Source organism: Bacillus sp. 05T21, assembly GCF_056396785.1.
In genome coordinates this window covers 284,190-308,568 of the sequence record NZ_JBFTMD010000002.1, presented here as the reverse complement: position 1 = coordinate 308,568, position 24,379 = coordinate 284,190, and the positions used below count along the sequence as shown (strand labels likewise).

Annotated in this window: 24 protein-coding genes and 2 pseudogenes; 21 read left to right on the top strand and 5 right to left on the bottom strand. The window is 35.1% G+C overall.

All coding sequences use genetic code 11. The features are described from left to right. Nucleotides 1–115 precede the first annotated feature (115 nt). From nrdI to AC1DKZ_RS06445, 17 genes and pseudogenes are all read left to right on the top strand, one after another. Complete coding sequence (gene nrdI / locus AC1DKZ_RS06525) at nucleotides 116–475, top strand: class Ib ribonucleoside-diphosphate reductase assembly flavoprotein NrdI (protein ID WP_105584136.1); 360 nt, start codon at nucleotides 116–118, stop codon at nucleotides 473–475. Continuing rightward, nucleotides 462–1,160: pseudogene (locus AC1DKZ_RS06520) on the top strand (ribonucleotide reductase N-terminal alpha domain-containing protein); the annotation flags it as partial. The gene nrdI and the pseudogene AC1DKZ_RS06520, both read left to right, overlap by 14 nt. Before the next feature lie 401 nt (nucleotides 1,161–1,561). After that, nucleotides 1,562–2,947, top strand: a pseudogene (locus AC1DKZ_RS06515) (ribonucleoside-diphosphate reductase subunit alpha); the annotation flags it as partial. Nucleotides 2,948–3,041: 94 nt separating this feature from the next. Further along, a complete protein-coding gene (gene nrdF, locus AC1DKZ_RS06510) occupies nucleotides 3,042–4,010 on the top strand; it encodes a class 1b ribonucleoside-diphosphate reductase subunit beta (protein ID WP_002011508.1) in 969 nt (322 codons plus the stop codon). A gap of 424 nt (nucleotides 4,011–4,434) precedes the next feature. Continuing rightward, the gene (locus AC1DKZ_RS06505; RefSeq protein WP_016093021.1) at nucleotides 4,435–5,784 is read left to right on the top strand and encodes an APC family permease; all 1,350 of its coding nucleotides are present in this window, start codon (nucleotides 4,435–4,437) and stop codon (nucleotides 5,782–5,784) included. 183 nt (nucleotides 5,785–5,967) lie between these two features. Next, nucleotides 5,968–7,248, top strand: a complete 1,281-nt coding sequence (locus tag AC1DKZ_RS06500; protein WP_002126199.1) for a Glu/Leu/Phe/Val family dehydrogenase — start codon at nucleotides 5,968–5,970, stop codon at nucleotides 7,246–7,248. An 18-nt stretch (nucleotides 7,249–7,266) separates the two neighbouring features. Next, nucleotides 7,267–7,557 (top strand): SAV0927 family protein, encoded by a 291-nt coding sequence (locus AC1DKZ_RS06495; RefSeq protein ID WP_000762559.1) that lies wholly within the window; start codon nucleotides 7,267–7,269, stop codon nucleotides 7,555–7,557. Between the two features lie 27 nt (nucleotides 7,558–7,584). Continuing rightward, nucleotides 7,585–7,833 (top strand): biotin/lipoyl attachment domain-containing protein, encoded by a 249-nt coding sequence (locus AC1DKZ_RS06490; protein ID WP_002011502.1) that lies wholly within the window; start codon nucleotides 7,585–7,587, stop codon nucleotides 7,831–7,833. 144 nt (nucleotides 7,834–7,977) lie between these two features. Beyond that, on the top strand, nucleotides 7,978–10,107 hold the full coding sequence (locus tag AC1DKZ_RS06485) for a sigma 54-interacting transcriptional regulator (protein ID WP_476995821.1): 2,130 nt from the start codon (nucleotides 7,978–7,980) through the stop codon (nucleotides 10,105–10,107). Nucleotides 10,108–10,497: 390 nt separating this feature from the next. Next, on the top strand, nucleotides 10,498–11,991 hold the full coding sequence (locus tag AC1DKZ_RS06480; protein ID WP_476995820.1) for an aldehyde dehydrogenase family protein: 1,494 nt from the start codon (nucleotides 10,498–10,500) through the stop codon (nucleotides 11,989–11,991). Beyond that, nucleotides 11,992–13,365 (top strand): putrescine aminotransferase, encoded by a 1,374-nt coding sequence (locus tag AC1DKZ_RS06475; RefSeq protein ID WP_476995819.1) that lies wholly within the window; start codon nucleotides 11,992–11,994, stop codon nucleotides 13,363–13,365. Nucleotides 13,366–13,558: 193 nt separating this feature from the next. Further along, the gene (locus tag AC1DKZ_RS06470; RefSeq protein ID WP_476995818.1) at nucleotides 13,559–13,939 is read left to right on the top strand and encodes a GntR family transcriptional regulator; all 381 of its coding nucleotides are present in this window, start codon (nucleotides 13,559–13,561) and stop codon (nucleotides 13,937–13,939) included. Next, nucleotides 13,936–14,634, top strand: a complete 699-nt coding sequence (locus tag AC1DKZ_RS06465; protein ID WP_476995817.1) for an ABC transporter ATP-binding protein — start codon at nucleotides 13,936–13,938, stop codon at nucleotides 14,632–14,634. Before AC1DKZ_RS06470 ends, AC1DKZ_RS06465 begins: the two co-directional genes overlap by 4 nt. After that, nucleotides 14,631–15,419 carry an ABC transporter permease gene (locus AC1DKZ_RS06460; protein WP_340850989.1) on the top strand — a complete coding sequence of 263 codons (789 nt, stop codon included), beginning with the start codon at nucleotides 14,631–14,633 and terminating at the stop codon, nucleotides 15,417–15,419. The genes AC1DKZ_RS06465 and AC1DKZ_RS06460 overlap by 4 nt, the downstream gene beginning before the upstream one ends. 14 nt (nucleotides 15,420–15,433) lie before the next feature. Continuing rightward, the gene (locus tag AC1DKZ_RS06455; protein WP_000528806.1) at nucleotides 15,434–16,336 is read left to right on the top strand and encodes an ABC transporter ATP-binding protein; all 903 of its coding nucleotides are present in this window, start codon (nucleotides 15,434–15,436) and stop codon (nucleotides 16,334–16,336) included. Then, nucleotides 16,336–17,112 (top strand): ABC transporter permease, encoded by a 777-nt coding sequence (locus AC1DKZ_RS06450; protein ID WP_201055849.1) that lies wholly within the window; start codon nucleotides 16,336–16,338, stop codon nucleotides 17,110–17,112. The genes AC1DKZ_RS06455 and AC1DKZ_RS06450 overlap by 1 nt, the downstream gene beginning before the upstream one ends. A gap of 263 nt (nucleotides 17,113–17,375) precedes the next feature. Further along, the gene (locus AC1DKZ_RS06445; protein WP_113936991.1) at nucleotides 17,376–18,389 is read left to right on the top strand and encodes a CPBP family intramembrane glutamic endopeptidase; all 1,014 of its coding nucleotides are present in this window, start codon (nucleotides 17,376–17,378) and stop codon (nucleotides 18,387–18,389) included. A 29-nt stretch (nucleotides 18,390–18,418) separates the two neighbouring features. Here AC1DKZ_RS06445 and AC1DKZ_RS06440 read toward each other — a convergent pair whose 3' ends face one another. Together AC1DKZ_RS06440 and AC1DKZ_RS06435 are read right to left on the bottom strand one after the other, a co-directional pair. Then, nucleotides 18,419–18,601, bottom strand: a complete 183-nt coding sequence (locus AC1DKZ_RS06440) for a DUF3913 family protein (protein ID WP_000707108.1) — start codon at nucleotides 18,599–18,601, stop codon at nucleotides 18,419–18,421. 100 nt (nucleotides 18,602–18,701) lie between these two features. Further along, on the bottom strand, nucleotides 18,702–19,154 hold the full coding sequence (locus AC1DKZ_RS06435) for an Lrp/AsnC family transcriptional regulator (protein WP_002011610.1): 453 nt from the start codon (nucleotides 19,152–19,154) through the stop codon (nucleotides 18,702–18,704). A 123-nt stretch (nucleotides 19,155–19,277) separates the two neighbouring features. Between AC1DKZ_RS06435 and AC1DKZ_RS06430 the strand changes: the two genes are divergently transcribed. The 3 genes from AC1DKZ_RS06430 to AC1DKZ_RS06420 all read left to right on the top strand — a co-directional run bounded on the left by AC1DKZ_RS06430 (nucleotide 19,278) and on the right by AC1DKZ_RS06420 (nucleotide 20,745). After that, nucleotides 19,278–19,691 (top strand): carboxymuconolactone decarboxylase family protein, encoded by a 414-nt coding sequence (locus AC1DKZ_RS06430; RefSeq protein ID WP_170935223.1) that lies wholly within the window; start codon nucleotides 19,278–19,280, stop codon nucleotides 19,689–19,691. Between the two features lie 13 nt (nucleotides 19,692–19,704). Further along, the gene (locus AC1DKZ_RS06425; RefSeq protein WP_476995816.1) at nucleotides 19,705–20,259 is read left to right on the top strand and encodes a cysteine hydrolase family protein; all 555 of its coding nucleotides are present in this window, start codon (nucleotides 19,705–19,707) and stop codon (nucleotides 20,257–20,259) included. Nucleotides 20,260–20,346: 87 nt separating this feature from the next. Continuing rightward, nucleotides 20,347–20,745: an SseB family protein gene (locus AC1DKZ_RS06420; RefSeq protein WP_002135134.1), complete on the top strand. Its 399-nt coding sequence runs from the start codon at nucleotides 20,347–20,349 to the stop codon at nucleotides 20,743–20,745. A gap of 27 nt (nucleotides 20,746–20,772) precedes the next feature. Here AC1DKZ_RS06420 and AC1DKZ_RS06415 read toward each other — a convergent pair whose 3' ends face one another. Then, complete coding sequence (locus AC1DKZ_RS06415) at nucleotides 20,773–21,693, bottom strand: S66 peptidase family protein (RefSeq protein ID WP_002011617.1); 921 nt, start codon at nucleotides 21,691–21,693, stop codon at nucleotides 20,773–20,775. A 73-nt stretch (nucleotides 21,694–21,766) separates the two neighbouring features. On the opposite strand from AC1DKZ_RS06415, the gene AC1DKZ_RS06410 reads away from it, so the two are divergent. Further along, a complete protein-coding gene (locus AC1DKZ_RS06410) occupies nucleotides 21,767–22,903 on the top strand; it encodes an NAD(P)H-dependent flavin oxidoreductase (RefSeq protein WP_002135136.1) in 1,137 nt (378 codons plus the stop codon). Between the two features lie 17 nt (nucleotides 22,904–22,920). Here AC1DKZ_RS06410 and dltD read toward each other — a convergent pair whose 3' ends face one another. Both dltD and dltC read right to left on the bottom strand, forming a co-directional pair. Then, a complete protein-coding gene (gene dltD, locus AC1DKZ_RS06405) occupies nucleotides 22,921–24,096 on the bottom strand; it encodes a D-alanyl-lipoteichoic acid biosynthesis protein DltD (protein WP_002086769.1) in 1,176 nt (391 codons plus the stop codon). Then, nucleotides 24,093–24,332, bottom strand: a complete 240-nt coding sequence (gene dltC, locus AC1DKZ_RS06400) for a D-alanine--poly(phosphoribitol) ligase subunit DltC (RefSeq protein ID WP_002011622.1) — start codon at nucleotides 24,330–24,332, stop codon at nucleotides 24,093–24,095. Before dltC ends, dltD begins: the two co-directional genes overlap by 4 nt. Nucleotides 24,333–24,379 lie beyond the last annotated feature (47 nt).

Here is a 24,379-nt window from a genome sequence, read left to right as displayed (position 1 = left end):
AAAAAAGAAAGAATTTATACATATATCTTGTGTCTTATTTTGAAACGTAATACAATATATAGAGAAATCAAGAAACGACATACAGAGAATATAGATTGGAAAGGGAGGGTCGGAAATGTTAGTTGCATATGATTCTATGACAGGAAACGTGAAGCGTTTCATCCACAAATTAAATATGCCGGCCGTTCAAATTGAAGAAGCTCTAGTATTAGATGAAGACTTTATTCTTATTACGTATACAACAGGTTTTGGCAATGTACCGGAACGTGTTTTAGACTTTTTAGAACGCAATAATGAAAAATTAAAAGGCGTATCTGCAAGTGGCAATCGTAATTGGGGAGACATGTTTGGTGCAAGTGCTGACAAAATTTCTACTAAATATGAAGTGCCTATTGTATCAAAATTTGAGTTATCTGGAACAAATAATGATGTAGAATATTTTAAAGAAAGGGTGCGGGAGATTGCGACACATTGAACTGAATAATGAAATCACGCAAATGCAGGACGGTTTTTATCAGCTTCATAAAGATAAAGAGGCGTTAGAAGTCTTTATGGAAGAAGCTAGAGAGAATACCGTTCATTTTAATAGCGTGGCAGAGCGAATGGAGTATATGAAAGAACATGATTACTATTACAACGTTCTGGACGAGTATAGCTTGGAGGAAGTAGAAGGAGTTTATAACATCGCTTATGGTGAAAACTTCGAGTTCCAATCTTATATGGCAGCATCTAAGTTCTATAAAGATTATGCGTTAAAAACGAATGATCAAAAACAATACTTAGAAAGCTATGAAGATCGTGTAGCAATTGTGTCATTATACTTAGGACGCGGTGATGTTGCGAAGGCAAAACACTTCGCAAGCATGATTGTAAAACAAAACTACCAACCAGCGACACCAACCTTTTTAAATGCGGGAAGAAGCAGAAGAGGAGAAATGGTGTCTTGTTTCTTGTTAGAGATGGATGATAGCTTAAATTCAATTGGCTTTAACATTAATACTGCAATGCAATTATCGAAAATCGGTGGTGGAGTAGCTTTAAACTTATCTAAGCTACGCGCACGTGGTGAGCAAATTAAAGGTATTGATAACGCCGCAAGTGGTGTAGTGCCTGTTATGAAATTGCTTGAAGATTCGTTTTCATATGCGAATCAGTTGGGTTAACTTTATGGCTCAACTATAAAACCGGGTCAATTGCTGGAACGCCTGAGTATATCGAGGTAGGATACTACGAAGAAATTACGTAGCGACCCCTGAAAATCCAAGATTGCAGGAAATCAGCAGCCAAGCTCCTAAATCTATTAGATAAGGAGAAGGTTCAACGACCAAGTGGCTATGTAGGTGACTAAGTAGCTCGAACCTGGCTTCTCAAAACAACCAAATTCAAAGGGTGTATACAGTTATTATAGTTTATGCCATATTCATGTGCATCAAACATATGATAAATGGTTAAATGAAGAATTTGGCGAGAAGAAGATATGGTCTGAACTCTATAGCGATATAGAGAGGGTAGCAGAAATGACTATCCCCCATACGTTTTGACGATATGGAGTAACAATATGCAACGAAAAGGTGCAGGTGCAGTATACTTAAACATTTTCCATTGGGATATTATTGAATTCCTTGATACCAAAAAAATAAATGCCGATGAGAAGAGCCGTATTCAATCTCTATCAATCGGAATTATCGTTCCAAGTAAGTTCTTTGAGCTTGCTGAGAAAAACGAACCTTTCCATGTTTTCGCGCCTTATACAGTATTTAAAGAGTACGGAAAACATTTAGATGATATAGATATCGACGAAATGTACGATGAATTAATGAGCAATCCGGAAGTGAAGAAGAAGCCACTAGATATTAGTGCGCGTGATATGCTTATTAAAATTGCTATGATTCAGCTGGAGTCTGGTTACCCATACTTAATGTTTAAATCAAATGCAAATAACCAGCATCCACTGAAGGATATTGGAACTGTGAAGATGTCGAACTTATGTACAGAAATCTTCCAGCTACAAGAAACTTCTGAAATAAATGATTACGGTACAGAAGACATTATCCGCCGCGATATTAACTGTAACTTAGGATCGTTAAATATCGTAAACGTAATGGAAAATAAAGAAATCCGTGAAGCAGTTCATGCGGGAATGGAAGCTTTAACAGCTGTTTCTGATATGACGATCATTCCGAATGCCCCAACTGTGAAAAAAGCAAATGATGAGCTTCATTCAGTTGGACTTGGAGCAATGAACTTACATGGATATTTAGCAAAAAATAAAATGGCTTATGAAAGTGCTGAAGCGAAAGAATTCGCTCGTACATTCTTTATGATGTTAAATTACTACTCGATTGAGAAAAGTATGGAGATCGCTAAAGAAAAAGGCGAAACATTTAAAGACTTCGATAAGTCTGATTATGCAAACGGCACATACTTTGAAAAGTATGAAACGACAGATTACAGCCCAGTAACTGAAACAGTTCAGCAATTATTTGAAGGAATTCATATTCCAACAAAAGAAGATTGGACAAGTTTAAAAGAGCAAGTACAGAAGAATGGTTTATACAACTCATATCGTCTTGCAATCGCTCCGACACAATCGATCAGTTACGTTCAAAATGCAACTTCAAGCGTAATGCCAATCGTAAGTCAAATTGAATCAAGAACGTATGCGAATGCGACAACATATTATCCAATGCCATATTTATCAAAAGATACGTTCTGGTACTATAAATCTTCTTACGATATGAATCAGTTTAAATTAATTGATTTAATCGCAGAAGTTCAAGAACATATTGACCAAGGAATTAGTACTATTCTTTATGTTAATAGTGATATTTCAACACGTGAGTTAGCACGTTACTACATTTATGCACATAAAAAAGGCTTGAAGAGTCTTTATTATACGAGAACACGTAAATTAAGCGTGGAAGAGTGCGTGGCTTGTACCGTTTAATATAAAAAGTGAGACATTATGAGCAGGGTTTTTCTGAACCCTGCTCATGCTTAGTTATCAATTTTTTATGTTTATTTAGAGAAGGGGCGATTTAATGCGTGCGGTAAACTGGAACAAAAAAGAAGATGATTTTAGTTTAATGTTTTGGAAGCAAAACATCGCTCAGTTTTGGACAGAAGAAGAAATCGCAGTGTCTTCTGACAAAAATACTTGGGCACAATTATCAAAAGAAGAGCAAATTGCTTATAAGCGTGTATTAGGTGGTTTAACACTTTTAGATACGAAACAAGGTGGCGAAGGGATGCCGCTTGTACTTGTTCATCTTGAAAATTTACAAGCGAAAAGTGTATTAGCTTTCATGGGCGCTATGGAAGAAGTACATGCGAAGAGTTACAGCCATATTTTCACAACGTTAGCTACTGAAGAAGAAATTGATGATATTTTTGAATGGGTAGATAACCATCCATTACTTGAGAAAAAAGCTGGTATTGTTACTAGTTACTATCGTCGCTTATTAAAGCCTGAAGTAACGAAAAAAGAGTTATACATGGCAATGGTAGCAAGTGTGTTCTTAGAAAGTTACTTATTCTATAGTGGATTCTTCTATCCACTTTACTTAGCGGGTCAAGGTAAATTGACGGCAAGTGGTGAGATTATTAACCTAATAATTCGTGACGAGTCAATTCACGGCGTATTCGTTGGTATTTTAGCACAACAAATCTTCACAGAACTTTCTGCAGAAGAGCAACAAGAAGTACAAACGGAAACGCAAGAGTTATTAATGGAACTGTATGAAATTGAATTGGCATATACAGAAGAAATTTACACTTCTATCGGTCTTGTAGAGGATGTAAATCGTTTCGTTCGTTACAATGCGAATAAAGGACTTATGAACTTAGGACTTGAGCCGAAGTTTGAGGAAGAAGAAATTAACCCAATCGTTTTAAATGGTTTACGTACAGATACGAAAAACCATGACTTCTTCTCTGTAAAAGGAAATGGTTACGTAAAAGCAACGAATGTTGAAAAGTTAGCAGATGATGACTTCGTATTCAATTTTTAATATAGTGTTATAGAAAAAGCTGTCTTTATAGAAAAGACAGCTTTTTTGCTATGAATAGTTTACATAATGTTATTATTTCATGGAAATATTTTAATCTTGTAAAAGCCCAATTTGTGAGGAAGTGGGAATCAAGAAAAAACACGGATTAAGGTTTTATTTTCATATTTAGTCGTATGAGAGATTGAATAACTTATGTCAAAATGAATAAAAAATGAGAAGAAATGAGGACCAACTCCACCTATACGTTCTTTTTAGTATTGAATTTTTAAACTCTAGAAATTTTGGCTTGAAAATTGCATGAATATTTAAAAAGCAACAAAAAGGGAGGTAATACTCGGTGTGATATATAGTTATTTGAAAACGCTTCCTTTTGATTGTCGATTTTTAAATGGAAATTAGATAGAGAACGTAGGAGGAATGATAGGTGGGGAAAGTAGTTGGTTTAAAACGTTCATTAGGGCTTTGGTCAATTGTTATGCTAGGGGTCGGGTATATGACACCGATGGTTGGGTTTGATACATTTGGAATCGTTTCTGAAAAAACGGGTGGTCATGTTCCAGGAGCTTATCTTATTGCATTAGCGGGGATGTTGTTTACCGCTGCAAGCTACGGCAAAATGGTAAAGGCTTTTCCTACCGCAGGATCTGCTTATACGTATACACAGAAGACAATTAGTGCAAGGCTTGGGTTTCTTGTTGGATGGTCCGCGTTATTGGATTATTTGTTTCTACCAATGGTGAACGCACTATTAACGAGAATTTATATGTCAGCATTTTTCCCAAGTGTTCCTAGTTGGGTATGGGTCATTGGCTTTGTTCTCCTGGTTACATTAATAAATATGATTAGCGTAAATGTTACTGCTAATTTCAATACGTTCTTAGTAATATTTCAAGTGTTAGTAATGGCCGTATTTGTTTTTCTAGTTATAAAAGGCTTATTAGCGGGAGAGGGAACAGGAGAAGTTTTTTCCATTCAGCCGTTTTTTCAATCAGATATACAAATATCACCGTTAGTTGCAGGTGCAACAATTCTTTGCTTCTCATTTTTAGGTTTTGATGCAGTAACTACATTTTCAGAAGAGACACCAAACGCCAAAAAAACAATTCCTCGAGCTATTTTTCTTACTGCTTTAATCGGCGGAGTTTTATTCATTACTACAACGTATTTTACACAATCTATGTTTCCAGATACATCTGTATTTAAAAATCAAGAATCAGCATCCCCAGAAATTGCGCTATATGTTGGCGGGAAATTATTTCAAGCTTTCTTTTTAGTAGGAACCCTTATGGGGACACTTGCGTCTGGTTTAGCTTCTCAAACAAGTGTATCCAGGTTATTATACGTAATGGGGCGAGATAATGTAATTCCGAAGAAAATATTCGGATACATTCATCCTCGCTGGAGAACCCCAGTATATAATATTATTTTTGTAGGAATTATTTCGCTCTTCGCTATATTCATTGATTTAGAAACAGCAGCATCTCTTATTAACTTTGGAGCGCTTATTGCATTTACATTTGTTAATTTGTCTGTAATTTCTTACTATATAATCAAGAAAAAAAGATATAAGACGATAAAAGATTTCTTAAATTACTTAGTTATGCCTATTTTGGGTGCTGCTACTGTAGCCGTACTATGGTTTAATCTCAATATCCATTCACTTATTTTGGGACTTTGCTGGGCTGCTATTGGAATTGGGTACCTTCTATATGTTACAAATATGTTCCGTTCAGCTCCTCCGCAAATGCATTTTGAAGAAGCACAGGAAATATAAAAAGAAAAAGGCATCGGATAAGTTCCGATGTCTTTTTTTTATATTTGATAATCATGCAGCATTGCATAAGTCATTCAAAGATTCATAAGTAAAGGGGATGACACGGTATGATTAACGTAGTATTTTCACTTGGCACGATTATTGCTTTGTACAATTAGTAAAAGTATAAAGAGGGGTGTTATCGTGCCGATTCAATCAGAAAAACATACAAATACAGTTGAAGTTGAAAATCCTTTAGAGGAATTTCAAGCTATATTAAAAGAGGCGCTTCATTTTTTAAGTTATCCAGACGAAGTATTCGAATTTCTGAAAAAACCGATGCGTTTTTTAGAAGTAAGCATTCCTGTTCGAATGGATGATGGAACAACAAAGGTATTTCAAGGGTATCGCGCTCAGCATAACGACGCAGCAGGGCCAACAAAAGGTGGTATTAGATTTCATCCAGATGTTACGGCAGAAGAAGTAAAAGCACTTGCTGGCTGGATGAGCTTGAAATGTGGAGTGACAGGACTGCCATATGGAGGCGCAAAGGGCGGGATTATTTGTAATCCACAGGAGTTGAGTTTTAGAGAACTAGAGTTACTGAGTCGTGGGTATGTAAGAGCAGTAAGTCAAATTGTGGGGCCGACGAAAGATATTCCAGCACCTGATATGTATACAAATGCGCAAATTATGGCTTGGATGCTAGATGAATATGACCATATCAGGGAGTTTGACTCTCCAGGCTTTATAACCGGGAAGCCATTAATGCTAGGAGGATCACAAGGGCGGGAAACAGCAACTTCTAAAGGTGTATTGTATACACTTCAGTTAGTAAGTGAGCTAAAACAAATTCCGCTACAAAATATGCGAGTTATTATTCAAGGGTTTGGGAATGTTGGAGGTTATTTGGCAAAATATTTATATGATATTGGTGTGAAAGTAGTCGGGGTATCAGATGCTATAGGAGGAATTTATAATCCAGACGGTCTAGATGTTCCTTATTTACTAGAAAACAGAGATTCTTTCGGTGTAGTATCGAATCTCTTTAGTAAAACAATTTCTAATCAGGAGTTGTTAGAAAAAGAATGTGATGTACTCATTCCGGCGGCAATTGGAGGAGTCATTACAAAACATAATGCAGGAAAGCTTGGATGTAAGATTATCATTGAGGCTGCAAATGGACCAACAACAAAAGAGGCGATAACCATGTTAGAAGAAAAGGGAATTTTGGTTGTTCCAGATATTTTAGCAAACTCTGGTGGCGTGATTGTTTCATATTTTGAATGGTGTCAAAATAACCAAGGATATTACTGGACAGAGCAATATGTTGATCAATGTTTAAAGGAGAAAATTACATCTAGTTTTTCTAACGTACTTGATACTTCTAAACGCTTTGGAGTAAATATGAAAATTGCTGCTTATATGGAAGGGGTTCGCAAGATTGTAGAAGCATCGCGCCTAAGAGGTTGGTTGCATTTTTAACCTAAAGGGAGGGCTAAAATGAAACTGGATATTTTATTAGAAGAAGTGGAGAGACAACAAATCGGTTATTACTGTATTGTGTCGAATAGTCATCGTTATGATATAGCTGTTACGTATTCGCAACAGTTTCTTGGAAAAGCAATGGTTACCTCAATTCAAAATGGGAGAATGGTTTTATTAAGCCAAGAAGATATTGGAGAGGAACAATATTGGGCAACAAGGTTAGGCATTGAGGTAGAGGACATAGAAGAGTTTCAAAGCTTTTTCTATATGATTCTTCAGTCACAAAGGTTAGAAGAACAATATTAATAGAATAAAAGAAAGGGATGATTGAGTATGTATTATGATATTATTACGAGTCCGTGTTATGGAATAATTGAAAAAGTGTCTATCGATAAGGATTCTCGAATTTATGAATGGGAGCCATTATTCGCTATTAAAGATATGAATGGTAAACTGGAAGTAATTAAGATGGGATGTAGTGGAGAAGTTCAATCTTTAGAAGTAGAAGCGGGAGATAAAGTAATTCCAGGTATGGTATTAGCTTATATTCAAGAAGATCTTTTCGTTAGTGGTAGTGATTAATGATAGAACTATGAGGAAGATGGAGGCACTCATCTTCCTTTTTTTATTAAATAAAGAAAGAAATGTTTTATTTTCAGATTAATTAAAAAAATCTGTTTTTAATGATACAATACAAATTAAATAGTTCAAAGGAGGAATAGCAGAATGTTTTCCATCGCTCATACAAAAATTAGACCCATAGTTTCTCTACCTATCGATCAATCTGAAAAGGAATGGAATATAGATGTTAAAAATATAAAAGAATCGTTTCTATTTTTAAAAAGAGGAGAGAAATTATTTGCATACGTTCATGTGAAGGATCTGCTATCAAATAGTAAGGAATTAACTTCTAAGCTATTACTTTCAAATGCTGTTTCACTAGATACAATATGTCATCTTAGTAAAGATATTTCTTTAACAGCTCTTTTTCAAATTATTGGAGCGCCGATTGCCATAGTAAAAAATGAAGTGGATGAGCTAACAGGATATATAAGAAGAGAGGATGTTTTTGCAGAACTATTTAAACAAGAAAATCAGAGTGTTGATATATTAAAAATTATTTTAACGTCTATTCCAATGGGGATTTTTGTAGTAGATCGTGAAAAGAAAATTGTAAATTGCAATGAGTCTGGTTTGAAGATGATTAAATCGACTCCTGAAAAAGTTATGAATGTACCAGCAAAACTGATTTTTAACGAAGAGCACATTAATAACGTATTTACAACGGGAAAAACGATCTTGAATCAATTACAAATCACAAATGAGATGGGTGTATTAGTTGACTATAGTCCAATTCCAAACTTTGATCAAAGTATTGAAGGAATGGTTATTATTGTGCAAGATTTGCCGATGGTCGAGGACATGGCGATGGAAATTGAATATATAAAGGATTTAAATAAAGATTTACATGCAATTTTGTCTAGCATTTATGATGAAATATTAGTTGTTAATCATAAAGGGGAATTAATTCGTTATAGTGAAACTGTTATCAATGATTTTTGGGGGAGTAATTTGAAGGACTTGTTAGGGAAAAATCTTTTAGACCTAGAAAAGAAAGGATTATTTAGTCCATCGGTTACGCGATTAGTGTTGGAAAAACAAAAAAAGGTATCAGTTGTACAAGAAACAAAAAGTGGAAGAAAAATATTAGCAGTTGGAAACCCTGTATTTAATGAAAACGGAGAGCTTCATCGTATTATTATTGCCTCCAGGGATATTACCGAAGCAACGAGATTGAAGACGGAATTACATGAAATAAAGAAGATATCAGAGCAATATAAGAAGGAGTTAGATGACTTTAAAAATAAAGATCGTTTTCTTAAGAAGCTTATCTACTGTAGTCCGAAAATGGAGCAAATTATTAACCAAGCTAAAAAAATAGCAGATTTTTCTTCCAATGTTCTTATTTCTGGAGAATCTGGCGTCGGAAAAGAAGTAATTGCTCAGGCAATTCATCAACTTGGAAACCGATCTTCAAAGCCATTTTTAAAATTAAATTGTGGTGCAATTCCAGAAACTTTGCTAGAAAGTGAACTATTTGGTTATACGAAAGGTGCTTTTACAGGAGCCAATAAAAATGGAAAAGAAGGATATTTTAAGCGGGCGGATCAAGGTATTTTATTTTTAGATGAAATTGGAGAAATGCCTTTACATTTGCAAGTAAAATTGCTTAGAGTCCTGCAGGAACAAGAAGTAATTCCTATTGGAAGTACAACACCTATGAAAATAAATGTACAAATTATTGCTGCTACAAATAAGAGCCTTGAAAAGATGGTCGAATCTGGAACATTCCGTGAAGATTTATTTTATCGCCTCAATGTAATTCCGTTGCGAGTGCCTCCTCTACGAGAGCGAATGGAAGATGTTCCGGTACTTGCCTTTCATTTCTTACAACAGTTAAATGAAAAATATAATAAAAATTATCATTTAACTCCAGATGCGCTTAGCTTACTAGAGTTTTACTCATGGCCAGGAAATGTACGTGAATTACAAAATATGATTGAACGTTTAGTAGTATCAGCAGACGATCCAGTAATTGAAGCGGAGTTTGTTAGTAAGTTTTTAACAACTGGTTATGACTTTAAAAAATCAAAACCAGTTATTACAAGAGTATTACCATTACAAGAAGCACTACATTCTGTAGAAGAACAATTGATTTTACTTGCAATGAAGCAGTACAAAACAACGACTAAGGCTGCAAAAGCTCTTGGAATCAGCCAATCTTCAGTGAGTCGTAAATATCAAAAGATTGTTAGTGAAAAAGAGATAGCGGCTGATATCATCTCATATTCCTAAAAAAGGAGAAGGTCACATAGACTTCTCCTTTTTGTGTGTGCTCAGCATGTACATATTCTCTGGGATTCAAGTCCCGAGTGGTGAAGGCGGTAGCGGAAATGATTAAAGTTTCACTTTATGCAAAATGGAATAGTGTATGCGGAAATGCATAAAATGTTTGTTGCTTTTAAGAAAATAGTCAGTTTATCCCGCTATTTGTGGGCAGTAAAACTCCCACCTCAAAATTCAGGTGGAGCAAAGAAGTTAGGTGGAAGCCCTGCTGTCCGTAAACACCCGATTGGTGAGGGCTAATTAAAGTTTCACTTTATGTATGATTCTTTTGAATTTTAAATATTGGCATGGAAATTGCTTATAAATATATAAACGATCGATGAAGGGGGATTCAATATAGTGCTAGATTTAAAAATGTATGTAAACGGTGAATGGAGAGACTCTAGTGATCAAGAAAAAAGAACGATTATTAACCCTGCGAATGGCAAGGGTATAGCATATGCACCTGAGGGAACGATTGAGGATGCAAAATACGCGATAGAAGTGGCAAGAACGGCTTTCGATAGCGGAATTTGGTCAGCAACATCCACTGCTGAAAGAGCATCATATTTATTTAAAATAGCAGATGAAATTGATAAAAATATGGAAGAATTAGTGTACCTTGAAACAATGGATAATGGAAAAACATACCGTGAGGCAGAAGGAGATATTGGAGATGCAGCGGCTTGTTTTCGCTATTATGCCGGATTGATTACAAAGCCAGATGGTCAAACATATCATGTAGCCGATCAGATGCAAGCGATGGTTGTAAGAGAGCCAGTTGGTGTTTGTGGATTAATTGTTCCATGGAATTATCCGCTATTGATGAGTGTATGGAAAATTGCACCTGCTTTAGCAGCTGGAAATACCATTGTGTTTAAACCTTCTGAAGTGACACCAATCACTGCAACAAAACTATTCGAAATCCTTGAAAAAGTAGGGCTACCAAAAGGTGTTGCCAATATGGTAATGGGGGCCGGTCCAATAGTAGGAAATGAAATTGCAGCGAGTAATAAAGTGGACATGATTTCCTTTACAGGTGGAACAAAAACAGGTAAGCATATTATGAGAACAGCGGCAGATAATATGAAAAAGATTTCGTTAGAACTTGGAGGGAAATCTCCAAATATTATTTTTGCAGATGCAGATTTTGAGACCGCTATTGATTATGCTCTATTCGGTATTTATGCAGGTAGCGGACAAGTATGTTCAGCAGGATCAAGAATCCTTGTAGAAGAAAAGATTTATGATAAATTTGTTAATAGTTTTGTAGAGCGAGCACAGCAAATTAACGTTGGGCCTGGTGATAATCCAGAATCAGAAATGGGGCCACTTGTAAGTCAAGAACATATGGAAAAAGTACTACGTTATATTGAAATTGGGAAAGACGAAGGTGCAAACGTTGCTTGCGGAGGTAGACGAATAATGGAGGATGGAAAAGGTGATGGTTTCTTTATTGAACCAACAGTCTTTGTCAATGTAAAACCTGATATGCGTATTGTCCAGGAAGAAATCTTCGGTCCTGTTGTAGTAATTCAAAAGTTTAAAGACGAACAGGAAGCAATTGAGTTGGCAAACGGTACAGACTATGGTTTGGCTGGAGGAGTATTTACAGTTGATGGTGCAAAAGCAATGCGTGTGATTCGCAAACTTCGCGCAGGAATTACGTGGATTAATAGTTATCATCCAACATACAATGAGGCACCTTGGGGCGGATATAAGCAAAGTGGTATAGGTCGTAGTCTAGGGACGTTTGGGTTAGAAGAATTTCAAGAAATTAAGCAGATTAATATAAATCTAGAAGTAGAGCCAATAGGTTGGTTTGCAAATAAAAAAAATGTAGGAGTGAATTAGATGGAAACGAACGTGAAAAATAAATTGAATGAGAAAGAATCAAATGTAAATGAGTATATTACGAAAGTACTACAGTTAATTGAAAAAGAAAAGGTTACTGAAGAAGAGGCAAACTGGATTCAAAAAGAAACAGTAGCCGGATTTAGAGAGCATGTAAACCCTGGTTTTCTTGCTTATAGAAAAACAGTAACAAAAGATGGACAATTTGCAGCAGTAGAGTGGTCAGATGAAGGATCTTGTTTCATGGATATTAACGGTAAAAGATATATTGACTGTTTAGGTGGATTTGGAATTTATAATGTTGGTCACCGTAATCCGAAAGTGGTAAAAGCTGTGACAGATCAATTAAAACGTCAAGCATTGCACAGTCAGGATTTACTGGATCCACTTCGAGCAATGCTTGCAAAGATTTTAGCGGATATTACACCTGGTGATTTGAAATACGCCTTCTTTACAAACAGTGGTACAGAAAGTGTGGAGGCAGCACTAAAACTAGCAAAAATGTATAGTGAGCGAACAACGTTCATTGCTACAACGCGTGCTTTCCATGGTAAGAGCCTTGGTGCTTTATCTGGGACGGCAAAAGGAATGTTCCGTAAGCCATTTTTACCATTAATTCCGGGTTTCCGTCATGTTCCGTTTGGCGATATTGAAATGATGAGAAAAACATTTGAGACATGTGCATTAGTAGGAGAAGATGTTGCAGCAGTTATTTTAGAACCAATTCAAGGAGAGGGCGGTATTATTTTACCTCCAGAAAATTATTTGAAACAAGTACGAGAGCTTTGTGATGAGTTTGGATCACTCCTTATTTTTGATGAAGTACAAACTGGAATGGGACGTACAGGAAAAATGTTTGCTGCAGAATTATATGATGTAGTGCCGGATATTATTTGTCTTGCGAAGGCGTTTGGTGGAGGTGTAATGCCGGCGGGAGCTATTGTTGCGAAAGAAACAGTCTTCAAAAGTTGGTTTGAAAATCCATTTATGCATACAACGACATTTGGAGGAAATCCTCTTGCATGTGCTGCTGCAATTGCAACAATCCATGTTTTATTGGAAGAGAAATTACCGGAACGAGCTATGGAAGTTGGGGAGTATTTTTTAAAAGGATTGAAACAAGCAGCAGAAGGACATGAAGATAAAATCTTTGAAATCCGTGGTCAAGGTTTAATGATTGGGATTGAATTCCATAAAGACGAGATTGGTTATGAAGTGTCAAAGGCGATGTTTGATCAAGGTATTCTTGTTGCGGGAACATTAATTAATTCAAAAACAATTCGTATTGAACCATCCCTTACAATTAGCTATGAAGAAGTAGATACAGTTATTAATACGTTTAAATCTGTGCTAACTCAAGTAAAAGTAAAATAAATTTCGCATAAGATTATATGTGAATTCAAACGATTGAAACTATAATTAGAATAGATTTACTTATATTGTATTACAGGAAGGCAGTGTAACGAAAAGTTACACTGCCTTTTTATTACATTTTTTGTTTTAAGTATTTACATGTAATTTGTCTTAGTGTACTATTTAACTAACACACTAAGACAGGAGGGGAGAAATGAAAATCAAGTTTTCTCCAAATACACCAATTTACATTCAAGTAATGGAATACATAAAGAAAGAAATTGTAACGGGTCATTTATCGCCTGGTGATAAAATTCCCTCTGTACGTGAATTAGCGAGTGAATTACAAGTAAATCCAAATACGATTCAACGTACATTTCAAGAGTTAGAGCGGGATGGAGTTGTAGTAACACGTAGAGGAATGGGACGATATGTAACGAATGAAGGGGAGAAGATTATGGAGCTGCGAAAAGATATGGCGAAAGAATTACTTCATTCTTTTATAGATGGAATGGGCAATTTAGGTTTTTCAGAAGAAGAAATTCTTACAATCCTTCGTTCTTCATTACATGAGAAAAGGGAGGAGAGCGAATGACAGAGTTATTAAAAATAGAAAACGTATGGAAGCGGTACGGATTAAAAGCAGTGATCCGTGAGTTAAACATAGAGATTACAGAAGGAAAAATCGTTGGGCTTGTTGGAGATAACGGAAGCGGGAAAACGACGTTATTAAAAATGATTGCAGGATTGCAGCATCCTTCTGAAGGCAGCATAGTAATTAACGGTAAAAAAGTAGGGTTAGGGACGAAAGAAATCGTTTCATTTATGTCTGATAAGCCAGGCTTTGATGATTGGATGACTGTAAAAGATGCCCTATTTTTCTATCGAGATTTTTATAAAGACTTCGATATTCAAAAAGCAGTAGATACGATTGCAGAATTTAAAATACCATTAGAAGAAAAGATTACAGCATTATCAAAAGGGATGATTGAAAAGCTTCAAATTATTTTAACGTTTTCTCGAAAAGCGAAGTTATATGTACTAGATGAACCACTTGGCGGGATTGATCTTGTTTCTAGAGAACACGTATTAGATCTCATTCTACAATTTTATAGAGAAGATTGTACGATACTAATCTCGACTCACCTAATAAATGAAGTTGAAAATATTTTTGATGAAGTAATCTTTTTAAAAGATGGGGAAATTGTATTGTATGAAAATGTAGAAGAGTTACGTTTTCAGAGAGGGAAAGCTGTCACGGAGGTGTTTAAGGAGGTGTTTAGTAGATGAAGTCGAGCTTAATATATATGTACAATGTAAATAAAAAGCAAATTATTATTTCATTGTTATCATTTATATTCGTTGTAGCTGTAGCTTTCGTAAGTTTGGGAAATTATATTAAGCAAGAATCAGGAGAGATAAGGCAAATAATTATAGTTTCCTTAGTTATCTTAGTATATATAATTTTTATAGCATTGCTATTTATTCAGGCGATGTCTGCATTTGGAAAAATGACTGAAAGTACATTATTTCGATTAACGCCGACATCAGGTAAAAAGATTGTTTTAGCAATATTGTTATATACTGCAATTAGTTTACTTATTTTTGAAGTAATAGGTTCTATTTTTTTATATAGTATTTCTATGAAAATAATAAAGGGTACAGAGCTCTATGAAGTGCTATTTACCCAAAGTGGATTAAATCCATTAGGGCACTTATTTAGTACTATTGTATATGTATTTAATTTATCTAGTATATTACTTGTATTGCTTTTTGTAGTAGCTAGCGTTAAAGTGTTTTCTTTGAAAAAGAAGAAGTTAAAATATCCAATTGTATTTTTCTTATTTTTACTAGTAACAAAATTATTAGGTACTATATATGGAATGTTGGGCGGTCTTGCACCTACTGCGCCTTTAATAACAAAGTTAGTATATATAGATGAATCATCAGAAGCAAATGTGTTGCTTTATCAAGAAAAACTTATGAATTTATATAGTATTGCTTTTTCAATCGGTATATTTGTTTTACTTGTTTATATAACAGGTCGCATAATCGACAAAAAGTTAGAAGTCTAGAGGAGGAATCAGCATTGGGAAACGTAGTAGTGAAATTAGAAAATGTTCGAAAAAAGATTGGTAAGGCAGAAATCATTCGCGGCCTATCGTTTGAGGTTCGAGAAGGAGAAGTATACGGGTTCCTTGGACCGAACGGTAGTGGTAAGACGACGACAATTCGTATGATGACAGGTCTTATTTCGATGACAGAAGGCGATATTACAATTTGTGGTCATAGCATTCGTACGGAGCGTGAAAAGGCGTTAGAGCAAATTGGAGCAATTGTAGAAAATCCTGAACTATATGATTATATGACTGGAATGCAAAACTTGAAGCATTTTGCGAACATGGCAATTACACCAATTAGTAAAGAGCGCATTGCTGAAATTGTAAAGCTTGTTGACTTAGAGCATGCGATTCATAAAAAGGTGAAAACATATTCACTTGGTATGAAACAACGTTTAGGAATTGCACAGGCATTACTTCATCAGCCGAAAATCTTAATTTTAGATGAGCCGACAAATGGATTAGATCCAGCTGGTATTCGTCAAATTCGTGATTATTTACAACGTTTAGCGAAAGAAGAGAATATTGCCGTAATCGTATCAAGTCACTTATTAAGTGAAATTGAACTAATGTGTGATCGCGTCGTTATTATAAAGCAAGGTGAGTTTGTACAAGAGTACAACTTACATGAACAAGCGAAACATGATGAGAAAGTAGTTGTAGCGTTTGAAGTAGATCAAGTACAGAAAGCAAATGAAATCATTAAAGGTAAGGCGCAAGGAAATGTAATTGCAGTATCTGTAACGAAAGAAGAAATTCCACAACTTGTAAAGAAACTTGTGAATGACGATGTGCTTGTATACGGAGTTACCGTTCAAAATAAAACGTTAGAGGATGAGTTCTTAGCAATTACAGGGGGAGTGAAAGCGTAATGTTTAAATTAATTCAAAATGAATTTTTAAAGTTGCATGCGAAAAAAGGTATGTATATTTTAATTGGTGTTATTGCAGTATTGGAGATTTTGGGAGTTTTAGCGATGATGAAGTGGGGCGACGGAAGTGAATTTAAAGGATCATATTTAGATTTTGCAAGTTCAGAGATTGGTTTAATTACTTTATTTGCAACAATTTTTGGAATCACGATTGCTTCACGTATGATTACTGATGAGTTCCAAAAAGGTACAATTAAGCAGTTATTAATCCGTCCAAGAAAAAGAATTACCGTTTTATTCTCTAAATATATTACAGTGTTACTTACTATAGTATTTATCATATTTGCTAGCACGTTAATTGCAATGATTATTGGCGGAATTGTAAAGGATGGTAGTAAAACAGAATTAACGTTAGGAATCGTAATGAAATCTACTTTATATCAAGTACTTTCACCGTTCTTCTTTGCGACGCTTGCATTTTTCTTAGCAAACGTATTTAGAAAGTCTGTATTACCATTGATTATTACGATGTTCCTCTTCTTTTTACAAGGACCAATTAATATGGTACTGATGATGTTTGCAAAAGGTGTAGCGAAATTTGTGGTATTTTTCCATTTGAATTTAAGTGCTTACGATAGTAATAAATTAGTAAGTGGCGGAGCAGAACCACCATTTACAGAATTTACGTTTACAACCTCATTATTACTTGTAGTTGCATACTTTGCTGTATTACTTGTAGCATCAAGTGTATTATTCCAAAAACGTGACGTATTATAATAAAAGAAATCCCCGCTTGTAAAAACGGGGATTTTTATTACATAACGTTCCCCTAGATTTCAACTGGAAGAACAGTAATACGGTATTTTAAATAAAACGTACTATATATTTTAAGAGATATGTTGTTTGAAATTATTTGAGAAAAATAGGCAGATTTTCAACTATGTTCATATTATAATTTAGTTGTTCGGCCATTTGTGGGGGATGAACAAAACCCCCACTGATTAAATTTTCACTTTATATCATCTCTGGAGGTGTTCCATATGCAACATGCATTTTCACGTATAAGGCTACGTAGTTTTTTTGGATGGATGATTATAGGGATGTTCCTGACGATGATTCCATTAAGGTTATCAGGTGCTTCTGACAATACGATAGAGTTACTGTCACAAATATCAATATTTTTTGCATTTCCACTATTGTGGCTATATTTAAAAACAAGTAAAAATAATGTTGTTTTTAAAAGCTTTTTTGATAAGCCTGGGCGTTTACATTGGGGGTTAATTGTATTAGCAACGATCATGGGAATGATTTTTGCAGTCGGTATATCCCAAATTCAATTTTATATTTTAGCACATACTTTACCTAATTTCTTAGTTACCATGTTAGAAGATGGAAATGTAATTAATACGAGTAACATATACATGACGATATTTACTTTCATTTCAGCATGTGTATTAGCCCCAATAATGGAAGAGGTTATTTTTAGAGGTTTTTTCTTGCAGCGAATGGCTTACAAATGGGGGATTAAACGAGCGGTTATTATATCCTCTCTTATTTTTGGACTAGGACACTTTGATGTTATCGGTGCTTTCATGTTCGGTGTTATTATGTGCCTTCTATACATAAAGACAAAAAATATATGGACGAATATTGCTGTGCATGCTCTAAATAATTTGATTGCAACGAGTATGCAATTTGTAGGTGGAGATGGAAGTGACGCAATCTCGATTACTGAATTACAAGCACAAAGTAATTTATGGATCGGCTTTGGTCTTGTGATTATCGGTTTATTATGGTTCATTCCTTTTACTTGGAACCAATGGCGTACAGTAAAAGAAGTTGGTGTGCCACCGATTCGTTTCATAAATGAAGAAAAGGTAGTGAATACATCAGAAGAAAATGAAATATATAGCCAAGTGATAGTAACAGATAGATTGATGGCTGTAGAACTACCTGATGAAGCTGTAAATAAGCTTCGGTTAGAAGAAAATGATTATGTAACAGTTTCTGTAGAAGAAGATAAAATTGTTATAAAGAAAGCGCATAATAGATAATTAAAAAGTAGCTCCTAAAGAGCTACTTTTTAATTTGTAATAATCTCTACACGAAAATTATTACCGTTCTTTACATATTTAATATCTGTAACGATTCGAACGGTTTTTAGAAGTTCAACTTTTTCACCAATTCGAGGGATGGTCGGAACATTGTCCCAAATACCAAGCAAGTCATCTAATTGTGCCGTTTTTTCATAAAACCAGATTTTCAATGTAAAGCCCCTTTCTCGAACTTTATGTATTTTAATACATGATATATCATTTTTATTCTTAATGTAAGGGGTTTTTACTCTTTTTATGAATAAAGATGAATTAATCTTCTGGGAATATATGTTCAATGTCCGGAGTAAGAGCTACTTCTGATAATACGATATGAGAAACTGTCGTTGCATATGAAGAAACATCATTTATAAATTCTTCAAGTTCAACGAGTGAAGGAACAGAGATTTTTACAATGTAGCATAAGCTTCCTGTTACTCGGTAACAAAAACTTGCAGATGGATAAGATTGAATAAACTGTTGCATACGTGTTGTATCACCATTTTTTAAAGTGATTTCTAAAATACAATCTAAAACAAGTCCTGCTTTTTTATAATTGATATCGATTGTGTATTTTTGAATAATCCCTTCACTTTCAAGTTTACGTACACGTTCTGTAGTAGACGGAGCCGATAAGTTTACTCGTTTTGCTAATTCACGCATCGAAAGGCGGCTATCATTATATAATTCATTTAAAATTTTTCGATCAACACGGTCTAATTGCATTTGTAAATATACCTCCAGTAAAATGATAATTTTTGTAAAGAAAAATTTAAAATTAAGATTCATATGAAATGTAAAGTGAACTTTATTTATTTTACAATAAAAAAGAAGGGAATAGGAGGGGAAATGATGGAGAGAATTACATTATCAAATGTAGGAGATACAAAGTTTCAAAAATTATTAGGTCATAATCCAGATATATTAAATTCGTGGAGTACGTTAGAGAATACACTGTATAGTACAGGGGCCCTTTCCGTAGAGTTAAAGGAGCAAGTAAGAAGAACATTAGCGTTTGGGAATGAATGTCCGTACTGTATGGCGAAGGGAAAGCCGGATGATATACAAAAAATAGAAGAAATTAGCGTAGCCGTTACTTTTGCACATGCATTTGTTCATGACCAAAAGGCGATAGATGATAATATGTTTCATATATTAAAACAATATTGGACTGAAAAAGAAATTGTAGAGCTTTGTGCCTATATTTGTTTTATTACTGCTTCGCAGCAACTTGGTTTTCTGTTTCAATTACAGCCCAATTAATTAGGAGGATATTATGCTTAATCAAGCAGCACTTATAATCATTGATGTACAGGAAGCATTCAACTTACCATACTGGGGTGTGAGGAATAACCTTTTGGCGGAAGAAAATATGAAAAGTTTGTTAGAAGAATGGAGAAAAAGAAAACTACCAGTTTTTCATATTCAACATGTAAATAAAGAAAATGTTCAATCGATGTTTTATCAACATGCGGAAACAGTAAACTTTAAAGAAGAAGTGCAACCAATGCCAGATGGAATAATTATCCAGAAATCCGTTAATAGCGCGTTCATTGGGACAAATTTGGAAGAACAATTAAGAGAACAAAAATGTAATACAGTAGTGATTGTAGGATTAACAACAAATCATTGTGTGGAGACTACAACACGGATGGCAGGTAATTTAGAGTTTACAACGTATTTAGTGAGCGATGCAACGGCTACATTCAATCGTAAAGGTTTGGACGGGACAGAGTATAGTGCAGAGGACATTCACAATATGACACTTGTAAACTTACATGATGAATTTGCTAAAATCGTTACGACTGAAGGTGTTTTAAAATTATTTTAAGAAAATAATTGTGGAATTATGTAGAAAAAAATAAGAATATTTCGTATAATCTAAGTATAATCATTTTGAAAATAGGGGTGGCATCATATGGAGCAAATTTCAGTAAAGAAAATAGAAAAAGTACTCGTTTTAGCAGGAGAGGATAAACAAAAGCAAAAGGAATTTTATGAATTGCTCTTATCAACGGAGTTTTATGTTGCTGGTTCACTTGAAGCAGAAGACGGGGCAACGGAAGGAACACTTCGTTTGCGTCATTTCCAAGGAGAGGGTAGATGGATCGTTCCGTTCTTTACACAATTGAAATTTGTAAAAGATGTGTTGCCAGAAGGTACGCCCCTTATTACGATACGTGGAAAAGAATTATTTGGTGGCATTGAGAAGGATGCAACAGCTGTATTAAATGTTGGTACTGATATAAGTAAAACATTTATTCCAGAAGAGATTTCAGATATCTCATCTGGACGGATTTTTAATTATTATAAGTAAAAGGAAAAGCTTAGCAGCTTTTCCTTTTTAATTTGAACATGGAGTGGCTATACCAGAAGAAATAGAAACAGTTTTGTTAGTTGTATTTATTGTTGCTGTAGCTCCGAGGGGAATACCGATATTTGGACTTATATGTCCAATCGGTAGGCCGAATAATACAGGTATATTATATGGCGTGAAATATTCATATAATATTGTTTGCAATGATTGAGATGGCTTAGAAGGGTTGCAGTCGTGACAACTTGTAAAAATAACGCCACTGCATTCATTAAACTGTCCAGATAAAAGTAGTTGATTTAACATCCGGTCAATGCGGTACGGTTCTTCACCAATATCTTCAAGCAATAAAAGTTTATTTGACGTATTTATCTCATAGGGCGAGCCAATTATACTTGTTAACACAGTTAAATTCCCTCCAACTAATGTGCCTGTAACTGTACATGGGGAGGTAGGTACGATACATTCTGATGCATATAAGATAGATGAATACGGATGGAATAGTTGATTGAAAGAAGATAAGGAGAGAGAATCTATACCTTTTCCTAATTCTTCAATCATTGGACCATGAAAAGTAACCAGCTCCGCATAACGTGAAAAGGCAGTATGTAAAGCCGTAATATCGCTATATCCCCAAAAAATCTTTGGATTCCGTTGAATGATTTCATATTGAATGTAAGGGAGGAGACGAGCGCTGCCGTAACCACCTCGTGCACAAAAGACTGCTTTGACCTCAGTATTTGTAAATGCTTCATGTATATCATCAAGACGAACTTGATCACTTCCAGCTAAATATCCATATTTTTCATAAACACTCTTTCCAATTATTACGGATAATCCCATCTCTTGTAATACGTTCACACCTTTTAATATATTCTCAAGTGTTGGTGGGCCAGACGGTGCAATAACCATTACTGTATCACCTTTTTGCAACGCATTTGGATAAATCATTGTTCTCAGCCTCCTTCTCTTTCAATATATTCGCTTGAGCGAAAGTTCAATCCTTGTAAAAGAAGGGGAAAGCATGTCATATAAAGAAGGTATAGGGAAAGTAGGAGGGAAAATGATGTTTACAAGTCGAGTAATAGATATATTACAAATTAAGTATCCGATCATTCAAGCAGGTATGGCAGGAGCGATTACAACGTCAGAACTTGTTGCAGCTGTGAGTAATAGCGGAGGATTAGGTACGCTTGGAGCAGGGTATATGAGCCCAGAACAAATCCGTGAAGCGATTTATAAAATAAGGGAACTAACAAATAAGCCTTTCGGTGTTAATTTACTTTTAACGAAAGAGATACAGATAGAAGAAGAGAAGGTAAACGAGGCGAAAGTATTACTTAGTGGAGTGAATAGAGAATTAGGTATAGAGGAAGAAAAGACTTTAAAGCTTCCAAAAAGCTATAAAGAACAATTACAAGTATTATTAGAGGAAAAGGTACCAGTCGTTAGTTTTGCATTTCAAACATTAGAAAAAGAAGAAATAGATGATTTGAAAAAGGAAGGGATAAAAGTTATCGGAACAGCTACCCATGTAGCGGAAGCGAAAGCACTTGCTAAGTTAGGGGTAGATATTATTGTCGGGCAAGGTAGCGAGGCAGGAGGGCATAGAGGAACGTTTATTGGGAAAGAACAAGATGCGATGATTGGTACATTTGCATTAATCCCGCAATTAGTAGCGGAAGTACCTCATATCCCGATTGTTGCAGCAGGTGGTGTAATGAATGGGCAAGGGCTTGTTGCGGCATGTGCGTTAGGGGCAGAAGCTGTTCAAATGGGATCAGCCTTTTTAACGAGTGAAGAAAGTATTACGCATGACGTGTATAAAGAGGCGATTTTACATAGTACAGATACGAGTACAACGGTAACCCGTGCGTTTTCCGGGAAATATGCACGGGGTATTCGTAATGAATTTATAGAGAAACATGAAGGAAGAGAAGAGAATTTACCGATGTATCCAGTGCAAAACGTATTAACTTCAAAAATACGTCAAGAAGCAGCGAAGCAAAATAAGGAAGAGTATATGTCGCTTTGGGCGGGACAAGCATCATCATTAGCACGAACGGAATCAGCTCAGCACGTAGTGAAACGTGTCATGAAAGAAGCAGAGAACGTAATTGAACAATTACAAGATGTATATAAAAAAAGACCACTTGAATAATTCAAGCGGTCTTTTCGTTAGTTTGCTTTATAAAATTGTTGAATAGCTTCGTCGATGTAAACCCAGCCTTTCCAACCTAAGTGCATATGATCTTTTAAGAAGTACTTATCATATTCATGATTTGAGAAATCAGCAATTGGATAGCCAGCTTGCTTAATTTGCTCATGAACTTTATTGTAGTATAATTCGCGTTTTTCTTTCGGGAAGCCAGCGTAATCATACCAAGGACCTTTTACAGGAACAGAAATGAAGAGCGGTTTTGCGCCAGATTGTTTTAATAAATCAAGTACAATTTGTAAATCTTCATATTCTGGTGATTGGTCATAAGCATCATTTTTTAAGTAACCTTCACGTTGTTTTAATTTCTTCTTAATTTTGCTATTGAAGTAATCATCTTCGATGCCATATTCGTTAGAGCTTGATTCTACTGCACCTGTTTGATCAGCATGCTTACGAGCTTCTTCCCAGTTCATTTGTTTCAATGATGGATCAAGCTGTTCTTTATGCGGCTTAATATTAAACATAACTGTAAATAAATCTTTACGATCTAGAATGTTACGATAAATATAAGCGAAAGGTTTAGCAGCAAGTGCTTTTACTTTATACTTTGTATCATCGTAGGCGATACCTTCAAGCGAAATTTTTAATAAAGTTTCTTTTTTAACAATCTCAAAGTTTAATAAGCGTTTTGCAATTTGTTTTTTCATTTCAGGTTTTAAATCATCGTTGAAAATGAAGTGGTAACCTTGTTGTTTTGAAAAGTTAGGTGCAAAGTGTGTCTCATCAATACCTTGTGGTACAAACCATTGCGGAGAAAGAACGAATATCATTTTCTTATCTTTCAATTGATCCATTGTAGATGCGAAGTTTAATACATGTACAAGGTCTTGTGTTCCACCGCGCCCAAGTAGGAATGGTGTGAATCCTTCAGGCTTTACTTTGAAATAATTCGATGGATGGAAAGCATCCATACGTGCGAATTCCGATGAACCGTACATCGGAAGATATTTCGGGTCTGCTAACATCTTTTGCTGTAAAATCATACTTTGAATCTTTTCTTCTTTTAAAGAAGTCGCAGCTTGTTCTACTTTCTCATCACTTAAAAGTGGAAGTAGGAAGCGCGTTGGAATAAGTAAGAATACAGCAAAAAGGGCCAATGCTAAAAGCATCGGACCAAATTTTACTTTGTTCATCGGATTTCTTCCAACTTTTTAATAACCATATTTGGTGTAGCCCACTCATCGCGGTCAAAATCAGAAATAGAAACTTCAATCTCTAAACGCTCTTGGAATTCTACTAATAAAGATACTACAGCGAAAGAATCAAGAATACCTTCTTCAAATAATTGAACATCTAAGTTTTCTTTCACAATATCGTTTTCACATACTTCTTCTAAAATATCTAATACTTGCTCTTTGAATTCTGCCATTTTTAAAATCTCCTTTATATCCGAAATATATTATATGTGCAACTTCT